Origin of the sequence: Burkholderia sp. Ax-1719, from assembly GCF_011753055.1 — a bacterium.
GTDB lineage: Bacteria > Pseudomonadota > Gammaproteobacteria > Burkholderiales > Burkholderiaceae > Paraburkholderia.
Genome location: NZ_VWWJ01000026.1, coordinates 43,667 through 64,678, shown reverse-complemented (window position 1 = coordinate 64,678; position 21,012 = coordinate 43,667). Strand labels below are relative to the sequence as shown.

General features: G+C 64.4%; 18 protein-coding genes. 4 read left to right on the top strand and 14 right to left on the bottom strand.

Going from position 1 to position 21,012, the window contains the following annotated elements; translation table 11 throughout:
- Positions 1-3: 3 nt before the first annotated feature.
- From F3J17_RS30530 to F3J17_RS30520, 3 genes are all read right to left on the bottom strand, one after another.
- Positions 4-2,517, bottom strand: coding sequence for a transglycosylase domain-containing protein (locus F3J17_RS30530; protein WP_167068310.1), 2,514 nt, complete (start codon positions 2,515-2,517; stop codon positions 4-6).
- Positions 2,518-2,676: 159 nt separating this feature from the next.
- Positions 2,677-2,973: a hypothetical protein gene (locus F3J17_RS30525; RefSeq protein WP_167068308.1), complete on the bottom strand. Its 297-nt coding sequence runs from the start codon at positions 2,971-2,973 to the stop codon at positions 2,677-2,679.
- Positions 2,974-3,065: 92 nt separating this feature from the next.
- A complete protein-coding gene (locus tag F3J17_RS30520) occupies positions 3,066-3,680 on the bottom strand; it encodes a flavin reductase family protein (RefSeq protein WP_167068305.1) in 615 nt (204 codons plus the stop codon).
- Positions 3,681-3,826: 146 nt separating this feature from the next.
- On the opposite strand from F3J17_RS30520, the gene F3J17_RS30515 reads away from it, so the two are divergent.
- The gene (locus F3J17_RS30515; RefSeq protein ID WP_167068302.1) at positions 3,827-4,165 is read left to right on the top strand and encodes a zinc ribbon domain-containing protein YjdM; all 339 of its coding nucleotides are present in this window, start codon (positions 3,827-3,829) and stop codon (positions 4,163-4,165) included.
- A gap of 268 nt (positions 4,166-4,433) precedes the next feature.
- Here F3J17_RS30515 and F3J17_RS30510 read toward each other — a convergent pair whose 3' ends face one another.
- Together F3J17_RS30510 and galU are read right to left on the bottom strand one after the other, a co-directional pair.
- Complete coding sequence (locus F3J17_RS30510) at positions 4,434-4,961, bottom strand: GDP-mannose mannosyl hydrolase (protein ID WP_167068299.1); 528 nt, start codon at positions 4,959-4,961, stop codon at positions 4,434-4,436.
- Complete coding sequence (galU, locus tag F3J17_RS30505; protein ID WP_167068296.1) at positions 4,958-5,863, bottom strand: UTP--glucose-1-phosphate uridylyltransferase GalU; 906 nt, start codon at positions 5,861-5,863, stop codon at positions 4,958-4,960. Before galU ends, F3J17_RS30510 begins: the two co-directional genes overlap by 4 nt.
- Before the next feature lie 306 nt (positions 5,864-6,169).
- On the opposite strand from galU, the gene F3J17_RS30500 reads away from it, so the two are divergent.
- Both F3J17_RS30500 and F3J17_RS30495 read left to right on the top strand, forming a co-directional pair.
- The gene (locus F3J17_RS30500; RefSeq protein ID WP_167068293.1) at positions 6,170-7,357 is read left to right on the top strand and encodes an acyltransferase family protein; all 1,188 of its coding nucleotides are present in this window, start codon (positions 6,170-6,172) and stop codon (positions 7,355-7,357) included.
- 40 nt (positions 7,358-7,397) lie between these two features.
- On the top strand, positions 7,398-8,441 hold the full coding sequence (locus F3J17_RS30495; protein ID WP_167068289.1) for an acyltransferase: 1,044 nt from the start codon (positions 7,398-7,400) through the stop codon (positions 8,439-8,441).
- Positions 8,442-8,472: 31 nt separating this feature from the next.
- Here the strand turns inward: F3J17_RS30495 and F3J17_RS30490 are convergent, their stop codons facing one another.
- The 3 genes from F3J17_RS30490 to F3J17_RS30480 form a co-directional block, all read right to left on the bottom strand.
- Positions 8,473-12,057 (bottom strand): hypothetical protein, encoded by a 3,585-nt coding sequence (locus F3J17_RS30490; RefSeq protein ID WP_205195035.1) that lies wholly within the window; start codon positions 12,055-12,057, stop codon positions 8,473-8,475.
- 65 nt (positions 12,058-12,122) lie between these two features.
- Positions 12,123-12,656, bottom strand: coding sequence for a DapH/DapD/GlmU-related protein (locus tag F3J17_RS36510; RefSeq protein WP_275692934.1), 534 nt, complete (start codon positions 12,654-12,656; stop codon positions 12,123-12,125).
- On the bottom strand, positions 12,653-13,972 hold the full coding sequence (locus tag F3J17_RS30480) for an oligosaccharide flippase family protein (protein ID WP_167068283.1): 1,320 nt from the start codon (positions 13,970-13,972) through the stop codon (positions 12,653-12,655). Before F3J17_RS30480 ends, F3J17_RS36510 begins: the two co-directional genes overlap by 4 nt.
- 114 nt (positions 13,973-14,086) lie before the next feature.
- On the opposite strand from F3J17_RS30480, the gene F3J17_RS30475 reads away from it, so the two are divergent.
- On the top strand, positions 14,087-14,500 hold the full coding sequence (locus F3J17_RS30475; protein ID WP_167068280.1) for a hypothetical protein: 414 nt from the start codon (positions 14,087-14,089) through the stop codon (positions 14,498-14,500).
- A gap of 34 nt (positions 14,501-14,534) precedes the next feature.
- Here the strand turns inward: F3J17_RS30475 and F3J17_RS30470 are convergent, their stop codons facing one another.
- Genes F3J17_RS30470 through F3J17_RS30445 form a run of 6 tightly spaced genes read right to left on the bottom strand, consistent with a single transcriptional unit; the run spans position 14,535 to position 20,992 of the window.
- Positions 14,535-15,089 carry a putative colanic acid biosynthesis acetyltransferase gene (locus F3J17_RS30470; RefSeq protein WP_167068277.1) on the bottom strand — a complete coding sequence of 185 codons (555 nt, stop codon included), beginning with the start codon at positions 15,087-15,089 and terminating at the stop codon, positions 14,535-14,537.
- 17 nt (positions 15,090-15,106) lie between these two features.
- Positions 15,107-16,258: a glycosyltransferase gene (locus tag F3J17_RS30465; protein WP_167068274.1), complete on the bottom strand. Its 1,152-nt coding sequence runs from the start codon at positions 16,256-16,258 to the stop codon at positions 15,107-15,109.
- A complete protein-coding gene (locus F3J17_RS30460; protein ID WP_167068271.1) occupies positions 16,255-17,406 on the bottom strand; it encodes a glycosyltransferase family 1 protein in 1,152 nt (383 codons plus the stop codon). Before F3J17_RS30460 ends, F3J17_RS30465 begins: the two co-directional genes overlap by 4 nt.
- Positions 17,403-18,758: a hypothetical protein gene (locus tag F3J17_RS30455; RefSeq protein WP_167068268.1), complete on the bottom strand. Its 1,356-nt coding sequence runs from the start codon at positions 18,756-18,758 to the stop codon at positions 17,403-17,405. Before F3J17_RS30455 ends, F3J17_RS30460 begins: the two co-directional genes overlap by 4 nt.
- A 3-nt stretch (positions 18,759-18,761) precedes the next feature.
- On the bottom strand, positions 18,762-19,976 hold the full coding sequence (locus F3J17_RS30450; protein WP_167068265.1) for a glycosyltransferase family 4 protein: 1,215 nt from the start codon (positions 19,974-19,976) through the stop codon (positions 18,762-18,764).
- Positions 19,973-20,992: a hypothetical protein gene (locus F3J17_RS30445; protein WP_167068262.1), complete on the bottom strand. Its 1,020-nt coding sequence runs from the start codon at positions 20,990-20,992 to the stop codon at positions 19,973-19,975. Before F3J17_RS30445 ends, F3J17_RS30450 begins: the two co-directional genes overlap by 4 nt.
- Positions 20,993-21,012 lie beyond the last annotated feature (20 nt).

Sequence of the window (21,012 nt, the reverse complement as noted above, 5' to 3'; positions counted from 1 at the left end):
GCGTCAGTTGTTCTGCGGCGGCGTGTACTGGGCCGGCGCGCCGCCGCTCGAATCGTTATCGTCAGGCGTCGGCGTGGGCGCGAGCGACGGCTCCTGCGACGGATACGGCGGCTGCTGCGACGACGGCGACGGTTGCGCAGCGGGAGCATGCGACGCCCCCGACGGCCCGAGTATCGGCGGCAGGTTCGACGCTGGCGGCGTCACGCCGTTCAGGATCGCAGACGCTGCCGCCGCCTCCGATGCCGCCGCCGCTTCCGAAGCCGCCGGGCTCACCGCCTGCACGCCGCTCGACGGCGGCACTTCGGACGGCTCCGGCGCCGGAGCGCGCTTGATCGGCGTCACCGGACGCGGCGCTTCAGGTTCCTTCGACGCGAACAGCGAATCCATCCAGGTCTTCAGACGATCGCGGAACTGCTCGAACGCACCCGGCGTGACTTCGGTATCGAAGCGCGCACGCGGATCGACGATGCGCTGACGCAGCGCGCGCTGGAAGAAGTCGCCGACGATCGGCAGCGCGCTGCGCGCGCCCTGCCCCCAGTAATCGCTATTGAGCGTCACGCGGCCATCGTCGAAGCCCACCCACGCGCCCGCCACCAGTTGCGGGTCCATCAGGATGAACCAGCCGTCCGCATTGTCCTGGGTCGTGCCGGTCTTGCCCGCCACGTCGGCGCGAATGCCAAAGCGCGTGCGGATGCTCGAACCCGTGCCGCGATTCACCACATCGCGCATGGTATCGAGCAGCGTGCGATCCGCGTCCGCCGACAGGGCTCGCTCGGGCGAGGCGCTGCCGAATTCCGCCAGCACATCGCCCTTGCTGTCCTCGATACGCGTGACCATGCGCGGCTCCAGATAGACGCCGTCGTTGGCAATCGTGCTGTACGCCGACACCATTTCCTTGAGCGTGACCGAGCTGGTGCCGAGCGCCAGCGACGGCACCGCGTTGAGCTGGCTGTCGCGCACGCCCATCGCCCGCGCGAGACGCGCGACCTTGTCCGGCCCCACCGCCTGCATCACCTGCGCGGTGATGCGGTTGCGCGAAAACGCCAGCGCGTCGCGCAGCGACATCGGCTTGTTGCTGGGCGGCACATCATCGTTAGGACGCCAGATTTCGCCGCCTTCGAGCGGCATTTCCACCGGCTGGTCGATGATCGTGTCGGACGGCTTCGCGCCATTGGCGAACGCCGCGCCGTACACAAAGGCCTTGAACGTCGAACCCGGCTGACGGCGCGCCTGCTGCACGTGATCGAAGGGCTCGTCCTGGAAGTCGCGGCTGCCCACCCACGCCTTGATCTGGCCGTCACGCGGATCGATGGCGATGAAGCCCGCCTGCACATCGGTTTTCGCCTTGCACAGGCCGCGCATGAAATTGCGGTCCGAGGCAAGCTTCTTGAGTGCGTCCGCGTCGCTTGCGCCCGCGTCGTGCGCCGCCTTGTAATCGGGCGTTTCGCGCATGAAGCTCTTGAACAGATCGTTATCCGCCGAGCAGCCGTTACGTCCGCTCCACGCGCCGTTCGCGATGCCCTGCAACTGATTGGCGTGCTGCTTGAGCGAGGCCGTGGCCATCGCCTGCAGACGCGAATCGATCGTGGTCCGAACCACCAGACCGTCGGAATAGATGTTGTAGTCGTTGCGGTCGGCCCACGCGATCAGCCACTTGCGCAACTGCTGCGCGAAATGCGGCGCGGGGCCCGGCGGCTCCGTCTGACGCTCGAAATCCAGACGCAGCGGCTTCTTCGAAAGCGTCGCGAACTGCGCGGGCGTCAGCTTGCCGTACTTCACCATCTGCGAAAGCACAGTGTTGCGGCGCGCGAGCGCGCGCTCGGGATTGATCACCGGGTTGTAATAGGCGTTGCCCTTGAGCATGCCGGTGAGCGTGGCGGCCTGCAGCACTGTCAACTGATCCGCCGATACGCCGAAGTACGTGCGCGCCGCCATCTCGATGCCGAACGCGTTGTACAGGAACGGCACCGTGTTCAGATAGGTTTCGAGAATCTGCGGCTTGCTGTAGACGGCCTCGATCTTGGAGGCGGTAATCGCCTCCTTGATCTTGCGCGTGAGCGTGGGCGCGCGGCCGATTTCATCGGGATACAGATTGCGCGCGAGCTGCTGCGTGATGGTCGAGCCGCCCTGGCGGTCGCCCGAGAAGGTATGCAGCGCCGCGCCCGCCGTGCGCTTGAAATCGATACCGTGGTGTTCGTAGAAGCGGTGATCCTCGGTCGAGATCAGCGCGTCGACCATATGCGGCGATATTTGCGCGAGCGGCACCCATTCGCGGTTCGAGGGCTTGAATTCGGCGAGCACTTTGCCATCCGCCGAGAGAATCTGCGCCGGTTGATCGACGCGCGCCTTGCGGATGTCGCCGATGCTGGGCGTAAACGGAATCAGCACCAGCACGTAGAGCACGACGGCGGCGGGCACGGCCGCCACGGCGATCAGCACGCCGCGCCGGGTCGGATGACGCAGATGATGGAAAGCCTGCGCGAGGCGTGGGCGCGCGAGTGCGCAGACTCGCGACATCAAAGGCTTCAGGCGGGAGGACCACTTCGCGGCTTGGGCGCGGATAAACGACACGGAACGCTTCACGCGGGCAACAGGATGGCTGGCAAAGCGTGCATCGTACCAAAACTGCGCGACGGCCCTTTCAGGCGACCTTCAAAACGCGCACCTGGCTCGCGGTTAGAGCACCAGCGACAGCGCAATCGAGATCCACACCGCGCCCGCACCGGCCACGAATGCGCGACGCGCCAGCAGGAAACGCCGCTCGTCGCCGGGCGGCGCGGGCGAAGTGGCCAGCCACGGCACGCTGCCGAGACACGCGAACCCGGCCAGCGCCAGCAGCACGATCACGCGGTCGCCAATGCGCCACGGCGACGGCTCGTGCAGCCCCCAGTAGCCAAGAAAGATCATGCCGATCGAAAACATCGTCGAGGCCGCCGAACTGAGCGCCACGACCGAGCCGGTCGGAGATTGCATGGACTGTCTCCCCCGCGCGACGCGCGATGTGGGGCCATTATCGGCGCGTGCGGCGTGGGGAGCAATGCGGGCGATCCGCGCGCCCCGTGCGCTCAGGCGCTGGGCCGCACCATCTGGAACATCTCGCCGATCTGCGCATAGTCCGCGCGATAGCCGGCGCGCATGATGGGTTGCGCGGCGTGGGTATCGAAGAGACCGTCCTTCAGAAACTCCTGGCGGATATGCACGCCCACCACCTGGCCGAGCGCGAGCCAGTTGTCCATCGGCGTGCCGTCGAGCGCGTTCAGGCGCACGATCTGCAGCAGCTTGCATTCGAGCGCGGCGGGCGCTTCGGCCACGTGCGGGACCGCGACGTTGCGGCCCGGCGCGGGCGTGAGGCCGGACAGCGCGAATTCGTCGACATCGGCGGCAACGGGCGCGGAACTGCGATTCATCTGCTCGGCGAGCGGGCGCGAGGCGAGATTCCAGACGAACTCGCCGGTGGCTTCGATATTGCTAATGCTGTCCTTGCGGCCTTCGCTGCAAAAGCCAATCACAGCGGGAAATGTGGCGAAGGCGCCAAAAAAACTGTACGGCGCGAGGTTCAGCACGCCTTGCGGCGACTGGCTGGAGATCCAGCCGATCAGACGCGGCGCGACGATGGCCTTGAAGGGATCGTGACGCAGACCGTGGCCGGCGGCGGGGTCGTAAAAGTAGGTGTCGGACATGATGCGAGTTCTGATTTAAGGCGGCTCACACTATGACATGGGGTGCGGGATCGTGCAGAGGACGGGAATCCGGGATAGGCTGCCAGGTGTCCACGGTATACTTTTGCGCTCGTTTTTTGCCCCATTTCGTACCAAGGATCACCGCCATGAGCACCCTTCCCGCCTGCCCGCAATGCAACTCCGGATTCACCTATGAGGACGGCGATAACTTCGTCTGCCCGGAATGCGCACATGAATGGCCGCGCCAGGCGACCGAGCTAACCGAAGCGGCAAAGGTCTATCGCGATTCGGCGGGCAATGTGCTTCAGGACGGCGACACGGTGACGGTCATCAAGGACCTGAAGCTCAAGGGCTCCTCGGGCGTGGTCAAGATGGGCACCAAGGTGAAGAACATCCGTCTGGTGGACGCCGACCACGACATCGACTGCAAGATCGATGGCTTTGGCGCAATGAGCCTGAAGACGGAGTTTGTGCGGAAGGTGTGAGGGCGGGGGTTTCAGCACGCCCGGTTATCCACAGATTTTCTGGACAGCCTTGTGGGTAACACCGGGAAATCCGCGCCAACCTGCTGATGTAAAAGAACAAATCCTCAAACATCGCATTGCAGGCGCCCGCCACCCCAGAAAAGTTTTCCACAGAAATTGTTGAGAGGCTTGTGGATAAGCTCTGGGCGATTCACCCAAGTGTCTGAGCCAAAACGAAAACCGCGCCGTGCACCGGCGCGGCGTCCCTGGCCTGTGACACGCCCGCAAATCAGCGGAAATAGGCCTTAGTGTTCTCGTGAACGTCATCCTGCGCCAGCAGCGCGTCGGGCCACAGCCACGCATATTCGCTGTGCTGCTCGGGCCGCCCGACGCTGCGCGCATTCTCGATCGCCATGATGTGCGCCAGCACCACGTAGTGCGTCGGCACGCCTTCGCGACCCGCGAAGTTGTCGGGGTAGTGATGCTCGTAGAGCCCGTAGAACGACGCCTGCCTGCGCGAGACGTCCGCCATGCCCAGTTCGGCCTCGACAATGCGCGTGAACGCCGCATCGAGCGTCTCATTCTTGCGGATGCGCCCGCCCGGCACGAACCAGCTGCCGCGCGCGGGCCGGTTGCGCCGATAGCCCACCAGCACGCGGCCCGCCTCGTCGGTGATGATCAGGTCGATGGCCACCAGCGGCGTGAGCCGCACCGCCGACAGAAACTCGCCTTCATCGAGCGCGGGCGAGCCATCGCTGAACGGCTCGGCTATCGCCGCATCAAGCGCCCGCACCAGCGTGAGTGGCGCGGTGCTCATGCCACCTTCGTCCGCTGCGCGGCCGCCTCCGTCTCGAACGCCAGCTCTTCGAGGTAGCGCTCGAAGCCCTCGCCCACTTCCGGATGGCGCAGCGCGAACTCGACGGTCGCCTTCAGATAACCGATCTTGCTGCCGCAGTCGTAACGCTTGCCGCGAAAGCGATAGGCCAACACCTGTTCACGCGCGAGCAGCGAGAGGATCGCGTCCGTCAGCTGGATTTCGCCGCCCGCGCCCGGCGTGAGGCGGCGCAAATGCTCGAAGATGCCTGGCGTGAACACGTAGCGCCCCACCACACCGAGGCGCGACGGGGCATCGGCGGGGTCCGGCTTTTCGACGATACCGTTCATGCGGAAGATGCGATCGTCCCACGCGCGGCCGTCGATCACGCCATACGAGCGGCTCTCGTGCGGCTCGATCTGGTCGACGCCCACCACCGAACATGCGTAATGGCCGAACACATCGAGCATTTGCGAGAGCACGGGCGGCTGGCCGTCGAGCAGATCGTCGGCGAGGATCACGGCGAACGGCTCGCCATCGACGATCTTTTCCGCGCACATCACCGCATGGCCGAGACCCAGCGCTTCGGCCTGACGCACGAACAGGCAGGTCACGTGACGCGGCTTGATGCTCTGCACGACGCGCAGCAGTTCGGTCTTGCCGCGGCTCATGAGTTCGGCTTCGATTTCGTAGGACTTGTCGAAATGGTCTTCGATAGCGCGCTTGCTGCGCCCCGTCACGAAGATCATTTCCGTCACGCCCGCCGCCGCGGCTTCTTCCACGGCGTACTGGATCAGGGGCTTGTCCACGATGGGCAGCATCTCCTTCGGGCTCGCCTTGGTGGCCGGAAGAAAGCGCGTGCCAAGACCCGCGACCGGAAAAACCGCCTTGCGTATTGTGCGCATCGTTATTTCCTCGACGTAGTGGTGCCGTAGCGTTGAATGTCGCCCCGTAATTCGAGCGTATGGGCAAGGGCGCGATCGCGCTCGCCATTGCCTCGCCGGTGGCGGCCACCGCTGTCACTCGCTGTTTGTTAACGTGCGCAAGCGCACAAGAATCACCCGGGCGTTGCACTCCGAGGGTGTCGATGTCGCACAACGCCGAGACCGTGGCGCACATCGGCGCTTTTGCGGCAGTAGCATCGATCGAACCATTCAGCCTGTGCGGACGGCCGCCGGCGTTCGCCCCGACATTCGCAAGCATTCGCCACGATGAAGCCAGGGCTTAGCACCTTCCTCGATCTGTCGCGCTGGTTCGCCGCGTTGCTGGTGGTCGTCAATCACGCACGCGCGCTCGTGCTCGCCGATTTCGCGGCCACCGGCGCGCATGGGCCGTTGCTGCGCGCGTTGTATTTCTTCACCGGCCTGGGCCACGAAGCGGTGGTGATCTTTTTCGTGATCAGCGGCTTCCTGGTGGGCGGATCGACGTTGCAACGCTGGCAGCAGCGCGGCCCGGATCTGCGCGCCTATGCCTCCGCGCGCGCGAGCCGCATCTATACGACGCTGATTCCGGCGCTGATCGCGGGCATCGCGCTCGACAGCATCGGACTGCGCTGGTTCAACGCAAGCGGCATCTACACGACGATGCCCGAGCCGCCCATCGCGACGATCACCTACGTGATCGCCTCCACGATGAATCTGCCGACCTTTCTCGGCAATCTCTTCATGATGCAGGGCGTGCTGACGCAGACGCTCGGCAGCAATGGCCCGCTCTGGAGTCTCGCCTGCGAGTGGTGGTACTACTGCGTGTTCGCGCTGGGCGCCTATGCGCTCAAGAGCGCGAAAGGCCGCCGTGCTGGCTGGGCGTTGGCGGCTGGTGCGCTCGCCTTGCTTTTGCCGTTTTCGATCATGCTATGGGGCGTCGTCTGGTTGATCGGCGTCCTGACTTTCCGCTGGGTGAATTCGGGCGCCTGGCGTCCTCACCCGCTCGTAGGCTTCGCCTTGTTCGCGCTCGCATTAGCCGCTTCGCGCATGACACACGGCATCAGCGCTATCGAGACTCATCTGTTCGCCGCATTCGCACGCGACTTCGTGCTCGGCATCGCCTATGCGGCAGCGCTCGCGAGCGCGAGCCGTCTGACGCGCGCGCTGCCGTTCGCCGCATGGCATCACCAGCTCGCCGAGTTCTCATACACCACCTATCTGTTCCACTTCCCGGCGCTGCTGCTGATCTGCGCGGCAGCGGCGCAAAGTTTCGCCTTGCATTTCACGCAGCGTCCCGACGCACGCGGCATCGCGCTGTTTGCCGCGGCGGTCGTGCTGGTCTACGTCTACTGCTACACCGTTTCGCTGCTCGCCGAGCGGCACACCCCACGCGTGCGTCACGCACTCGATACGCTGTTGCGCGCGCGCCCCGCCTTGCAGGTCGAGCCGTCGCGCGCCCCCGCATCCGAAGCCTGACCAGGCGGAAGCGCGGAGGATCGCTCCAGGAGAGAAAAAGATGGCGCCAGGTACTCTGCGGTTTTTGCTCGCGACCCTTGTCGTGGTGTTTCACTACACCAGCTTCGGCATCGGCCATATGCCGGTCTATCTGTTCTTCGCACTGAGCGGCTATTGGGTCTTCACGATGTGGCAGAACAAGTATTCGGCCACACGCGAGCCCTACACCACCTTCATCGTTTCGCGCGTGTGGCGGCTTGCACCCGTGTTTCTGCTGTGCAGTTTCGCGGCGCTCACGATCTTGTTCGTGCTGCCGCTGGTCGTCGCGCCTGCGGTGCCGGTGACGCCGCCCGACCCGCTCGCGCTGGTCTCCAGCATCGTCATCCTCGGCTATAACACGGCGGTCAACGCACCGCTCGTGCCCGCCTGGTCGCTCGATATCGAATTGCAGTTCTATCTGGTCGCGCCGATCCTGATCGCGCTGCTGCAACGGCGCGCCCTGCTCGCCGTCGCGCTGTGCGCGGGTGTGAGCGTCGCGTCGTTCGCGCTCTTCCACGATCGCGCCGCGACGTCGTATCTACCGTGGTTTCTCGCGGGCATGCTGGCCGCGCGCTTTCCTGCGCTGCTGCCGGGCCGCCGTGTGGCGCTCGCTTCGGGCGCGATCACGGTGGGCGCGATCCTGCTGTTTGCCAGCGTTCCGGCGCTGCGCCCCGTGTTGTTTGGCGGCGCCCATCGCGGCGAGATTTATCTCGCGTGGAATCCGCTTCTCAATGCGGCACTTGCCGCCGTGGCGCTGCCTTTTGCGCTGGGTACGCTGAGCGTGCGAAGCGGCAAGCTCGATCGTTTGCTATCCGACGCTTCGTATTCGCTTTATCTCGCGCACTGGCTGCCGTTGCTCTTCGTTTCGTATTACGTCCCGCAGATCGCGGCACTGTCGCACTTTTCACGCGCGCTCGCTACGCTGCCGCTCGTGCTGCTGGCCTATGCGGCTGCCTTCGCGATTACCGTTTATGTGGACCGTCCGTGCAGTCAGGCGCGCGAGCGCTTCGTCAAGGCGCGGCGTGCAGCCCGCGAAGAACCCGCTGCTGCGACGCTCGCGCGTTGAATTTTCTGTTCGACTGCATGAGCGACTTGCGTTACTGACTCGCCGCATCGACGAATCGCAGCTTGCCCCATAGATTCGGCGTCAGTTCTGCCTCGCCTGGCAAGTCGCTGACCAGGCCACCGGCCTTGTTCGACCAGTAGGCCCGCTGCAGCGTCTGAAAGCCATTGCCGCGCAGCACGCCAATATCGCCAGCCAGCGTGCGCCCCGCCGTCGCATTCAGACCTAGCACGTTCAGCGGCACTGACACCTTGTACAGCACATCCGCCGCAGCTTGCCCCGCAGTCTGGCCATTCGCCGCCTGCTGACGCTCGATCGACACATCGACCTTATCGCTCACCTCGTCGACGCGATCGAAATGAATCGTGCGCAGCGGCGAGCTGTACGTGATCGGCGCAAGGCCATCGGAAGCCGCCACCGGACGATAAAGCATGGCCCGGGTCATATCGTGCACGCGCGAAACCACCAGACGTTCATCGCCTTTCACGGCGTTGCTGCGATTCGGGTCGGCGTCCGCGTTCGCGCCGAGCATCAGATCGATGCCACCGCCCGTGGCGAAGAGATTCTGCAAAGCCTCGCCGCTATTGTCGAGCAGCGTGGGCGTATCCGTCTTCACCGCGATATAAAGCCGGTCGCCGAATATCGCCAGCGCGGCCTTCGTTTCGCTATCCTGATGACCCCAATCGCCCACCTGGACTGATCGCGTGTCGATGCTCGCCCATTGCGTGGCCGAATCGGGCCAGTTCTGCGCACTCGCTTCGGCATGTATCGCGACGTCCAGAACGGTGTTGCCTGCGCTCGCACCGGCCACGCGCGCGGCAGATTCGCGTGATTCGCGCTGCGCGTCCACGAGTTGTTGCGCGCTCAACGTAATCTGCTGATCCGGCAAACGCCGCACACCATCCAGCCCGACGATACGCAGCAATGGCGCGGTAGAACCGGCTTGCATGTAGACGTTGCCGTCATCGGCGCGCACGATGGTCGGATGAAAGCACTCCGGGCCGAGGCTCGTGGCGGCAAGATCGAGACCGCGCGTCGCCTTGGGTGGCGGCGGCGCGGTATCAAGACGCGTGTCCTTGAATAGCGTCGCCACGAACAGGCCATCGGTCGTGAAGAGATAGACGCTGCCCTCGTTGCCGTTGATCGCCCACAGTTGCCCTGCGTCCGAAGGCGCGGGCGCGTCGAACGGATTGCCCAGCACGCGCGTGGTGCCGATCAATTCGCCGGGCTTCGCCGGCACTGGCGCGGCGTGCGAAGCGTGCAAACCCGGCCACAGACTCGGATATGACCACGCGCCACCCCGCGCGTTCATGCCCCCGACGCCTTGCGACGCGAAGGGTGCGGGCGGCGTGGTGAAGATGGTCCAGCCGTCGCGCGCCACCAGCATCTGGCCGCCGCCCGTGCTCACAGGCGCCTGCACATTGCTTGCGAGCGTTTTCGCATGTGCGAGATCGTAGACGGGCACGCCGTGCGCGCCAATCGACGTAGCGGGCACCATCACCGCGGCGTTGCCCGCATAGGCAATCGCGAACGAAAGATCGTCGAGTACCGTGACATTGCCGAGCATCGCCGCGTTGCCGCGCGCTTCGCCTTGTGGCTGCCAGAAGGTCACTTCGTCCGGCGATAGACGACCGTCGCCGTTCGTGTCGCGCCAGAGGAACAGCAACGCACGGTGCTGCGGATCACTGCCGGGCGGCATGCGCGCGCGCATCGCGTCGGTGCCGAAGGCGGGCAGCAACTTGCCCGCGCTGTCGAAGGTACTGCCCGCAGCCGCCACCGCATGCGCGACGCCATCCGCGCCCAGATGCCAGACGATCGCACTCGGCCTGCCCGTCACCTGGGCGCTGTGCGCATTGGTCAGATAGCGCTCGTTGCCACGATAGAGCGGATAGTCGGGCATGCCGCCGGTATCGTTGCCGCTCAGGCCGAGATCGTCGCCATCGGCACGGTAGGGAATCGCCGATGGCACGCTCGTGCCATGCGTCCAGTCCAGCTTGAATTCGATCGCACCCGCTTCGTCAGCGTAATCAAAGCGCGTGCGGTCGCGCGGATCGAGCGTGCCACCGCCGCCATAGCGCGGCGGCCCATAAAACGCGTTCACGAGGCGGCCACTGGCGACGTCCCAAACGCTCACGCGTTTGGGCGTCTTGTCGTTTTCGGCGACCCAGAGATGCCCGTTGCCATCGAGCGAAATGCCCGCGGGATGATTCATATGCTGCGGATCGTAAGGCCCCACAGCGGGAGCGGCCGCGCGGCCGATCACGCGCAACAGCTTGCCCGCAGCATCGAAGACCTTCACCTGATGGCTCTTGCCCCAGTCGCTCACATAGATCGCGCCGCTCTGATCGACGCATAGCGATTGCGGATCTTCGAGCCCCGCGGCGATGACCGCTTGCGGCGCGGACGCATGCAACTGTCCGCTGCCGTCCAGGCTCGCGTCGAGCCGCACCAGACGCTGGCCCGATAGCGCCAGCAAATGCCCCTGCGCATCGAACGCAAGCCCGCGTGGATCAGTAAGAGCCACACGTTGCACGATGCGATGCCGCGTAGCATCCACAAACAGCAACTGATTCAGCGCCCGCAACGACACGACGACGAGGCCATCGCGAGCAGCCAGCCCGGACACCGCAGCGTGACGCTCGGGATATGGATCGTCCGCCGACGGCTTCACCGTATCGGGGGGCTCATCGATGCGATAAGCAGGCGTGAGCACGGGCACGTCCTCGCCAGTCCCCAGACGCGCATCGGCCGGCGCGTTGCGTTGCGCGCCCGCCGTCATCAGCGCGCTCAAACGCAGTTCACTGTAATGGTCCCCTGGCTGATCGCCTCGCCATGAGGTGGCTGCGTAGGCATACACCCCAGGCGCGGCATGCGCGCCCATATCGCGCGCAAGCTGCGTCGCGCCGGTCCACACGCCCCCCATCCACGTCTGGCCCCAGCGCTTCCTGCCTTGCGTATCGAGCCACGCAAGACCGCTGCCGCCTTCGGTGACAAAACTGCCGACGAGGAGCACGCCATCCGCACCCGCATGCGGCGAACCGTTCGCACCACCCGGCACGAACAGCACCGCCGAAGGCGCGGCATGATTGGCCAGCCATTCGCTGTCGCGCTGCGCCGTCTTCCACGGCGGCTGCCCCGGATCATAGGGATTGAATTCGTAGAGCGCCTTCAATGCGGGTCTCACGAGCCCACGCACGCGATAGGTGCCCGGCGCAACGAGCCGACCAGGAATACGGTATTGCGCGTGCGCCGCCGCATCGGGGTCCCGTCCCAGATCGTCCAGGCCATCCCACCATGCTGTGTTATCGCCGGCCGGAAAGGGCGTTTCGCTGATGAGATTGCGCACGCGGCGCCCGTCCGTCGTTTCGACGACGAGCGTCACGTAACCCGGCTGGGCAAGGGAAAAGTGAATCGCGATGGGTGGATGATCGCTCGCAGCGTTGGCGGACGTGGAGCCGGCTTGCCCATTCGATGCGCCCGCAACGTCCTTCGCGGACGCTGTGTTCGCTTCGCTCGCCGCACTCACTGCGTCGGCCGCCTGCACCACCGCGGAAGAACGCATCATGTCGAGTGCGATCCACGCGGCGTAACCCAGCGCGATGGCCGCGCAAATCGACATACTCCAACGCGCGATGCGTCTGCGCGCCGCCGTCCGTTCGCCGTGTCGTGAGCGCCGCCGCTGCATCATTTGAAAAGCTGCCGGTGACGCGCGCCGCCATCGAGCTGATCGTAGCGCCGCCCGATTGCGCGCGCGGGCACGCCCGCCACGATCGCATACGGTTCAACCGATGCCGTCACCACCGCGCCCGCCGCCACCACGGCGCCCTCGCCGATCATCACGCCCGGCATGATGAGCGCATTCAGGCCGATCCACGCGTAGTCGCCAATCACCACACCGCGTTCGTAGCCCGCCAGGCCCGCCCTGCCCGGATCGCGCGAGGCGGTGAGAATCGTCGCGCGCGAACTGATCGATACATGGCACCCGAGCACGATGCCGCCGCGCGTATCGAGGCGCGCTTCTTCTTTGACGACGGAATTAGCACCCATCGCAAAGCCGCGCCGCGCATCGAAGGTGACGCCCATCAGGATCGACGAACTGGGCGCGACGCTGAAACCCATGACATTGCGATACCAGATGCGTCGCACGGCATGCCAGGGGAAACGGTTCGCCAGGAAATTATTGATGTAAACAAGCAGTCTGCTGAAGACGGTTTTCATCCTTCCATCCTGCCGAAATGAAGCACGGCCGAAGCCAGATAAACGGCGATCGACACCACCGGGCTGATCGACGAAAAGATCACGACGCGCGCAATCGTGTCGATCGGCATGAAGCCGAGCAATACGGCCTGAAACGCTAACGTGACGACCACCTGAATCCACGAAGGCGTGATCCACGCGCGCGCCATATTGAGCGAGTAGATCAGCGCTTCAATCACGTAGAGCGCGGCGGAGCCGAGAATCAGCAGCAATTCGCCGTGCATCCCCGCATACTGGCCGCCGAGCACCGACAACACCGCACCAGGAAATAGCCACGCCACACAGAGAAACGCCGCGATCAGCGCCAGGAACGCAGCCAGCGCGAGCACGTACTTGCGCTTCATATCGGCCTTGTCTTTCAGCACGGCAAAACGCGGCATGACGATACTGGAGAACACCGACTGCGCCACCATCAACAGCGCCGAAATACGCCCCAGCGCGCCCAGTTGCGCAACCTGCGTGGCGCTGCCGAAATAGCCGAGCAACAGTACGTTGAGCTGGCCTTGAATGCAGAAGTAGATCGACGCCGGCGCCTGCCGACGCGCGACTTTCGAAAACTCCGCGCGCACGTCATCGAGCGGGAACTGCATGTCCTGATCGGCGATGTCATAACGACGACGCAGCGCCCACGCCTGCCAGGCCATGGCGACCAGCGCCGCGCACAATGCGGTGAGCGTATTGGCCGAAAGGAGCAAAGCGGCCAGCAGAACCAGCCGCAACGCCGCGCCTGAAATCGCGATCTGCTGTAGCGCCTTGAGGTTCTGTTCGAGCTTCGGCAGCACGGAAAGCAGGCTGAAATTGAGCTGGAAGAAGGTGGCGGCCACTACGCACGCCATGATCGCCGCGGCCCATAGCCAGGAAGCCTGCGCTCTCAGCAGCAGAAAGAAGCCCGCGGCGAATACCGCCGTGCCGAACAGCAAAAAGAATTTCGTGCGTGCTTCGTACGCCACCGTGAAGATCCGGTTCACCTTGGGGCGATCGGGCCACCACCGTCCAGCCAGACTGATGAGCGCGGCGCTCACGCCCATATCGCTCAACACGGCGCCTGCTCCCAGCATGGTGATGGCGATGGTGTACCACGCGTATTCGTGCACCGTGAGCGCACGCACGACACAGATGCCGCCAACGAAGTTGAGGCCCTGCACCAGCGCCTCGCGCGAGAGAAACTTCGCTACAAAAACAGGCAGGCCGCCAGACTTGCGCGCAGCGCGCGCGGGGACGGTGTCATCGGCCAGATAGTGCGCATCGCCAGAGGTCTCGCTGTGTGGAGTGCTCATCGTGACCATCGTTCCCGGAAAGGGTTTGGTTTGCCGACCGACGATGCCTATAATCGTGGCGATCGGCTTCGGATTCTTTCGCTCAACGTTTGACTTTATTTAATTCGGACTGCGATGAAAAACTCGACTCTATCGATTGCGCTGCTTTCTGCCTCGGCCATCATGCTGAACTGCGCGCATGTATATGCCGCTTCGGGCGATAACACGGCTCACGCGGAAACGGCAGGTGCTACGGCCTCGCCCGCGCTTGAGACTGCGTCGCCCACGAGCGACAGCGGCCTTGCGACCGAAGACGCGTCGCGCGAAAACGAACAACAACTCCTGGGCTTGCCTCGCGTGCCGAAAGACACCCATTTGGGCGATTCCGGCGATGATGACGCCACGTCGACTACGCGCGTTGCGCTGCGCCGCTCGACGCCAACGCGCATGGCCTCCGCCACGAAAGGCGCGGAAGTCTTCCCCGCCCCCTTCCCGTCGTCCATCTATCCCAACGGTGCAAACAGCGCCGTCTACAAGGCACCCTGGTAAGCGCAGCGCTTCGCTGCCGCGCTCCACTGCCCGATTACTGCGGCTGCGGCACGCGCCGCCGCACCGGCTGGCAAGGATGGCCGAAACACACCATGCCCTCGGGCATATCGCCGAACACGCTGCTGCGCGCGCCCACGATCGTCCCTCGGCCGATCGTCACGCCCGGCCCCACGAATACATCCGACGCCACCCACGCCTGATCCGCCACGCGGATATCGCGCGCGCGAATCGGAAAATTCTCCAGCGTGGCATCGTGGTCGCCCGCGCACAGATAACAGCCCTGCGAAACCACCGCGTGATCGCCCACGACGATCTCGCCCAGGCTGTACAGCACGGCGTTATCGCCAATCCAGGCGTAATCGCCAATGCTGACCTTCCATGGATACGTGATCGTCACTGAAGGCCGAATCACCGTATTGCGCCCCACGCTCGCGCCAAAGCGGCGCAGCAGCCACGCGCGAAATCCATAGGCAAATTGCGGCGAGGGCTTGAACAGCAGCGCCTGCGCTATCCACCAGCACTGCACGAACCATTTCGAGCGACCGCGAAAACCCGCCGGCACGCTGAATTGCGAAAGATCCTGGTACATGGCGCGCTCCGTCGGGTTCAGGCGAAGCGCTCGACGGCGTCGATCAGGCCATGCGCCATCGCCTTCACCGTGAAATGCGATTCGTAGAGCGATTGCGCGCGCGCTTTCATGCGCTCCTTGTCGCCCAGTTTCAGACGCAGCCAGCGGTCGAGGCTATGTTCGACGCCATCCACCGTGTCGTCGCTGACGAAACCGGCCTCGTTTTCCAGCACCTCGCGCCAGATATTGACCTTGTTGGTGATGAGCACCGGCAACTGGCAGGCCAGCGCTTCCGCAATCACAATGCCGAAATTCTCCTGATGCGATGGCAGCACGAACACATCGCTCGCGTAGAACGCGGCCCATTTGTCATTGCCTTCGAGCATGCCGGTCCACGTAATGCGCTCGCTCAGGCCCAGTTCGCTCGCGCGTGCGCGCAGGCGCTCGCCCAGGTTGCCGCTTTCGGGTCCGGCCACCACGAGTTGCCAGTCAGGATGCGCCTGCGCGCGACGCGCAAATGCCTCGATCAGAAGATCACAGCCCTTCTTCGGGTGCACGCGACTCAGGAACAGCATCAGACGCTTGCCGCGCAATTGCGGATGGCGCGCGAAGAACGTATCGCGCAGCGATTCGCCTTGCGCAGGCGGACTGGCGGTTCCGCACGGCACGATGTGCTCCTTCGCGCGATACAACCAGAACGAATCGCGCGAGAGCAGACGTTCTTCTTCGCTGGTAAACAGCACGGCGCTGGCATCTCTGAGCAACCGGTACTCGGACCACGGCCAATAAAGCCACTTCTTCAGATGCTTGAGCGGATAGGTGCGCTTGAACCACGGATCGAGCATGCCGTGCGTGAACACGAAATACGGCACGCGCGAGCGCCGTAGCGCGCGCCATGCGCCAAAGCTGTGGTATTGCCACAGCCCGTTGATGATGACCGCGTCGTAACGCTGCGCATTCGCACGCAGCCACGGCACAAGGCGCGAGTTGTAGCGATAGTGCCCCGCCGAAGGCCCGATTGCATGCACCGGCAGCGAGAACGCCGCAACATGCGCCTCGCCCGGATCGTCGAGCGACAGCACGTCGACGGTGTGGCCTGCTGCGCAAAGCCACGCACCGGACTGGCGCACCGCTTCCACCGTGCCGCCCAACTGGGGATTCGTCGAAGGCAGAATGTGCAATATCTTCATGCGTGCGTCCCTATGGATTCCTCATGGATAACGGCAGACCGCGTTGCGTGCAGGCCGAGCGTCGCGATAAGCCGGCGGGTCATCTCCTCGATGCTGAAACGCGCTGCGTTATCCAGCCCGGCCAGCGTCATACGCTCGAAGTTCGCGGCGGCCACCAGTTCCGCTGCGCGCGCCGATTCGGCGGGATCGAAATAGACAGCCGCCGCGCCGCCCACTTCGGGCAATGGGTCGATACCCGAAGCAAACACCGGACAACCGCACGCCTGCGCCTCGATCACGGGCCAGCCGAAGCCTTCGTTGAGCGAGGGAAAGATCATCGCTTGCGCACCGGAATAAAGCGCCACGAGCAGATCGTGCGACACGTCTTCGATCGAATGCACGCGCGCCGCGAATCCGCCCGTTGCAATGACTTCGCGCATGGCGGAATTGGGCGGCGGGCCGACGAACACCAGTTGCGCATCCGCGAAACGCGGCAGACGCTGCAGATGCGCGAAGATGCGCGTAACGACCACACGATTCTTGCGCGGATGCTCGGAGCCAACATGCAGAAAATACGGGCGCTCGCCCAGCGCTGCGTAGCCGTTCGCGGCGAGCGTAGCGCGCCAGCCTGCATCGGGATGAAAGGCGCTGTGCAGCGCGTTGCGCACGACAAACGAACGCTCAGCGAAATCCTCACTCAGATCCAGCAGATGCGCGCGCGTGAGATCCGACACGCAAACGATGCGACGCGCGCGCGCCATGCCGTGAAAATTCAGCGCCTGCAGCACCTTGCCCGTAAAACGCGTACGCCAGCCATCGACCAGCCCGCGCGCCGCCTGAATCGCAATCACGTCATGGCAGGTGATACTGCTGCGCTCGCGCGGCAACCAGAACAGGTACATGCCGTTCGAGTGGTCGCAGACATGCGTGCGATCGACGCGACGTGCCGCACGCGCGAGGGAAAACGGAAAAATCACGAACTTGTCGATATAGCCGATCCACTTCGCGAGCCCCTCTTCCGACGCATTCGCGCGCAACAGCACGGCGCGCGGCGCAATGAACTCCACGTCCACGCCCGCGGCGCGCAGCCCGCTCAGGAGCATCTGCGCGTAGGCGAGCATGCTCTTCTGGCCATCGGCGGGATAGTTGCCTACCAGCAGCAGTTTCATGAACGCGCTCCCCAGTTGAGCACCGGTTCGTTGAGCGGCAACGTCACCGGCAAGTCTCTCGTCGAGCACAGCGCCAGCCCCAACGCGATGTAGCCGAACGCGTTCGCGCTCACCTGCCCGCTCACCGGCCACGACGACATGCCGTATGCCGTCGTCGCCCACATCAGCAGCGGCAAGGTCTCGCTGCAACGCACGAGCCGCACGAGGCTACGCGACATGCCCACCGCGAATATCAGGCACTTCGCGAGCAGCCACGCAAAGCCCACCACGCCCATTTCCAGCAGCACACGCGCGGGTTCGGACTCGGCCAGTTCGAATGCGTTCTCGCCGGTCAGCAGCACCGATCCCGCATTGGTGCCCGCGCCCAGCCCGTGCCCCACGAAGGTCATTTCCTTGCGCGCTGCCGGTTCGCCCAGCAATTCGGTTTCGATACGGCCGATCACGTCTTCATCGGCGGCCGCGGTCTGAAAGCGCTCCTGGGTGGCGACCAGCGCATCGCTAAAGAGTCCGAGCGTCACCACGAGCGCCACCACGGCCAGCACCGTGCGCGCAATCGACTGCATCAGCGCCTTGCCCGTTTTCGCCGCGCCAAAGCCCGCAAGCGTCTGCATCGCGAGCAGGCCGCCGAAGAACATGATCGATGCGCGCGAGCCGCTCACCAGCGTGGAAATCGCCACGGCAATAAACGCCACCACCGCGAGCCAGCCGTGCCGGTACAAACGAATGCCCTGCCATGTCGTGCTGATCGCAAGCGGCGAAACCACCGCGATGAAGCACGCAAAGCCCATCGTGAACGTGAAGGTGCCGCTCACGCGCACGATATCGGCACTCACGCGAAAGATGGCGTCTTCGTCGGTATCGGGCTGCACGTTGAGCGGCGATGAAGGCGGCAGAAAATGTTGCAGCATCACCAGCGGCGTCATGACGATGCCCAGCACGATCATGAGGCGCATCACGCGCACGACTTCCGCATTCGTGAGCGTGCAGGCGATCGCCAGCGCCATCCAGAAGTACAGCAGCCAGAAGCGCAGACCCAGCAGGAACAACACGATCGGCCCTTGCAGCACGATGATCTGGAACAGCCCCCAGCCCGCCACCACGAAGGTCCACGCCAGCAGGCATTGGGTCGCAAATGGCATCGCTGCGAAGCGGCCACGCAGCGCACAGCGCATCACCAGTACAAACGCGGCAGCGTCACGGCAAAGCAGCAACGGGCTCGTCAGACCGGGCGCAATCCATTTGCGCACCGCACCTTCGAACACCGTCACGAGGATCACGGTCAGCACGAGCATGAAATCGAAGCGCAGCGGCTCGCGCACCACGGCATTCGCATAGGGCATAGGCAGGCGCATCGGCTACTCCAGCGTTTCGGCGATCAGGTCCGCGACGCGTCCGCGATACGCGCGCCACGTGAAATAGCGTGAGGCCGCGAGTGAACTCTCCGACGCCTCGCGTATCGAAGCGCGGTTCGTGACTTTCTCGCGCATCGATTGATAGATCGCCTCTTCGGTCGGCTCGACCACCCAGCCGCTACCGGGAAAACGCGAGATGACTTCGCGTGCGCCCGTCATCGTCGAAACGATTGCCGGCGTGCCGGTCGCCATCGCTTCCACCACGACCATGCCGAAAGCGTCGAAGCGCGAAGGCAGCAGCAGACAATCGGCGTCGGCAAACAAGGCGTAAAGCTCTTTCTGCGGCACGCCCGCGAGGCAGCGCACATGCGGCACCTGCTTCGCGAGCGTGAGCCATTGCGGCTCCTCGCTGCCACCCACGAGCGTGAGATCGGCGCAATGACGTTCGGTATTCAGGCGTGCGAACGCATCGAGAATCAGATCGATCGACTTGCGCGAAGATAGCGTGCCCGCAAAGATGAACTGCACGGGTCGCGCCGTTTCGGAGCGCCGCGCAACGCCCGCCGGCAGCTCCGCGCCCAGCAGCACCGAACGCACCTTACGTTCGTCCACGCCCGCGCGCAGATACGATTCGCGCGCCATATCCGAGCAGGTAATGACGAGATCGGCCAGCTGCACTTCTTCGTCCTTGCGGCGATTGATCTCGTCGATATAGCCGTTCGAGGGGACCTCGATCAGGCGCTTCGCATCTTCATGATGCAGCGAAGGCGCGTCGAGGATGCAGGTCGCGCCCACTTCGCGCGCGGCCTTGAAGGTATGCCATGCCGAATTTTCATAGCCGACCACAGCGGCAGGCTTTAACGCGCGCACCTGTTGCGCGACCCACCAGTCGAACCAGTGAAATACGCGATGCGCGTAGTCGTGGCGCGTTGGCGCGGTACGCGCGAGCGAGCGCGCGCGCAGCAGCATCTGCCACCACATGGGATGGCGTCGCAGCGCCTGCGGAACGGCGGTGCTGCGTATCTTCTTGCGCCACTGCGCGGGTATATAGGCGGGCGGCTTGTCATCCACGCATTGCACGGGCACGCCGGACCAGAACGTCTGCAGCATGCCGCGCTCGTAAAGCCCCCAGGCAAGCTGATGCGAATGCTGCAAGCCCGGATGAAACACCGCGACTGTCTTGTTGCGCCGCGCGCCGCCAACCGCTGCACCGTTCATGAGGTTATCTCCACGATCTTTTCGATCAGTTGGGCGCTGCGCGCATGCTCGGCGAAGACGCGTGCGCCAATCGCCGCAGAAGTCGTATCGAGCGCATCGCCCGCTTCGCGAAACGCGTTGCGCGTGAGGAAATGCCGCTCCGGCAGGGGATAATTCGTCGGCACCGGATAGTTGCCCACACCGTCGAAGATCGACACGGGCGCCACACCGTGGCATGCGTACGCCGCATACACGCTGGATTTCGACGCCTGGCCCCACGGCGTGTTGAACAAGCCCCACTTCGCACGCATCAGGCGTTGCGAAATCGCTTCGGATGGCAGCGGGCCTGTCGCTTCGAAAGGCCAGGGCATGAACGCCTGCGCCACGGTGTCGAGCCACGCGCCGCCGCTGCCGATGTCGATCACGCGCTCGATGTGCCCGCGTCCCAGTTGCTCCGTCAGCGCGGGCAAGGCTTCGCGATAAATCTCTTCCCGCGTACGCGCCGAGCCGAACACCACCGCCACATCCTCGCGATCGCGCCAGGCGTTCACCGCCTCGGGTTCACCCACGTTGGAGAAGGTGGGCGCGTAGATCGCGCGCTCGCCCAAACGTTCGACGCCCCATGTATAGGCCCAATCGGTATTGAAGAACGCGTAATCCGCGAGTTCGGCAATGCGTTCGCAGATACGCCGCTGCATCGGCGCGAGCCAGTACGCGCTCGATAAACCGCGTGCGACCAGTACCCAAAGCTCGTGAAAGTAGACCACCACCTTCACGCCGCGCGCGCGCGCCGCATCGACGAAAGCCGGCAGCCACAACGGCACGCCTTTGCGGCTAAAGCCATAGATAGACAGTTGCAGGATCCACACATCGCCCGCCACTACGGGGACGGTGCGCGCGGCAGCGCGGTTGGGCACCGCGTAGCGTTGCGCCTCCCGCTCGCGCTCGCGCAATAGCCGCACGAGCACGCCGGAGTGATCCGACACGCCGCAACCGTGCTCCTTGATCTCGGGTTGAACGATGCGAAAGCTGGTCATATGCGTGGCATTCGTCGGAT

Coding starts and splice junctions, on each gene's coding strand:
- F3J17_RS30450 (WP_167068265.1), bottom strand. CDS start 19,976: ATGAACGGTGCAGCGGTTGGCGGCGCGCGGCGCAACAAGACAGTCGCG.
- F3J17_RS30490 (WP_205195035.1), bottom strand. CDS start 12,057: ATGTCGATTTGCGCGGCCATCGCGCTGGGTTACGCCGCGTGGATCGCA.
- F3J17_RS30530 (WP_167068310.1), bottom strand. CDS start 2,517: ATGTCGCGAGTCTGCGCACTCGCGCGCCCACGCCTCGCGCAGGCTTTC.
- F3J17_RS30455 (WP_167068268.1), bottom strand. CDS start 18,758: ATGCGCCTGCCTATGCCCTATGCGAATGCCGTGGTGCGCGAGCCGCTG.
- F3J17_RS30525 (WP_167068308.1), bottom strand. CDS start 2,973: ATGCAATCTCCGACCGGCTCGGTCGTGGCGCTCAGTTCGGCGGCCTCG.
- galU (WP_167068296.1), bottom strand. CDS start 5,863: ATGCGCACAATACGCAAGGCGGTTTTTCCGGTCGCGGGTCTTGGCACG.
- F3J17_RS30515 (WP_167068302.1), top strand. CDS start 3,827: ATGAGCACCCTTCCCGCCTGCCCGCAATGCAACTCCGGATTCACCTAT.
- F3J17_RS30465 (WP_167068274.1), bottom strand. CDS start 16,258: ATGAAGATATTGCACATTCTGCCTTCGACGAATCCCCAGTTGGGCGGC.
- F3J17_RS36510 (WP_275692934.1), bottom strand. CDS start 12,656: ATGAAAACCGTCTTCAGCAGACTGCTTGTTTACATCAATAATTTCCTG.
- F3J17_RS30495 (WP_167068289.1), top strand. CDS start 7,398: ATGGCGCCAGGTACTCTGCGGTTTTTGCTCGCGACCCTTGTCGTGGTG.
- F3J17_RS30500 (WP_167068293.1), top strand. CDS start 6,170: ATGAAGCCAGGGCTTAGCACCTTCCTCGATCTGTCGCGCTGGTTCGCC.
- F3J17_RS30480 (WP_167068283.1), bottom strand. CDS start 13,972: ATGAGCACTCCACACAGCGAGACCTCTGGCGATGCGCACTATCTGGCC.
- F3J17_RS30470 (WP_167068277.1), bottom strand. CDS start 15,089: ATGTACCAGGATCTTTCGCAATTCAGCGTGCCGGCGGGTTTTCGCGGT.
- F3J17_RS30510 (WP_167068299.1), bottom strand. CDS start 4,961: ATGAGCACCGCGCCACTCACGCTGGTGCGGGCGCTTGATGCGGCGATA.
- F3J17_RS30520 (WP_167068305.1), bottom strand. CDS start 3,680: ATGTCCGACACCTACTTTTACGACCCCGCCGCCGGCCACGGTCTGCGT.
- F3J17_RS30460 (WP_167068271.1), bottom strand. CDS start 17,406: ATGAAACTGCTGCTGGTAGGCAACTATCCCGCCGATGGCCAGAAGAGC.
- F3J17_RS30445 (WP_167068262.1), bottom strand. CDS start 20,992: ATGACCAGCTTTCGCATCGTTCAACCCGAGATCAAGGAGCACGGTTGC.
- F3J17_RS30475 (WP_167068280.1), top strand. CDS start 14,087: ATGAAAAACTCGACTCTATCGATTGCGCTGCTTTCTGCCTCGGCCATC.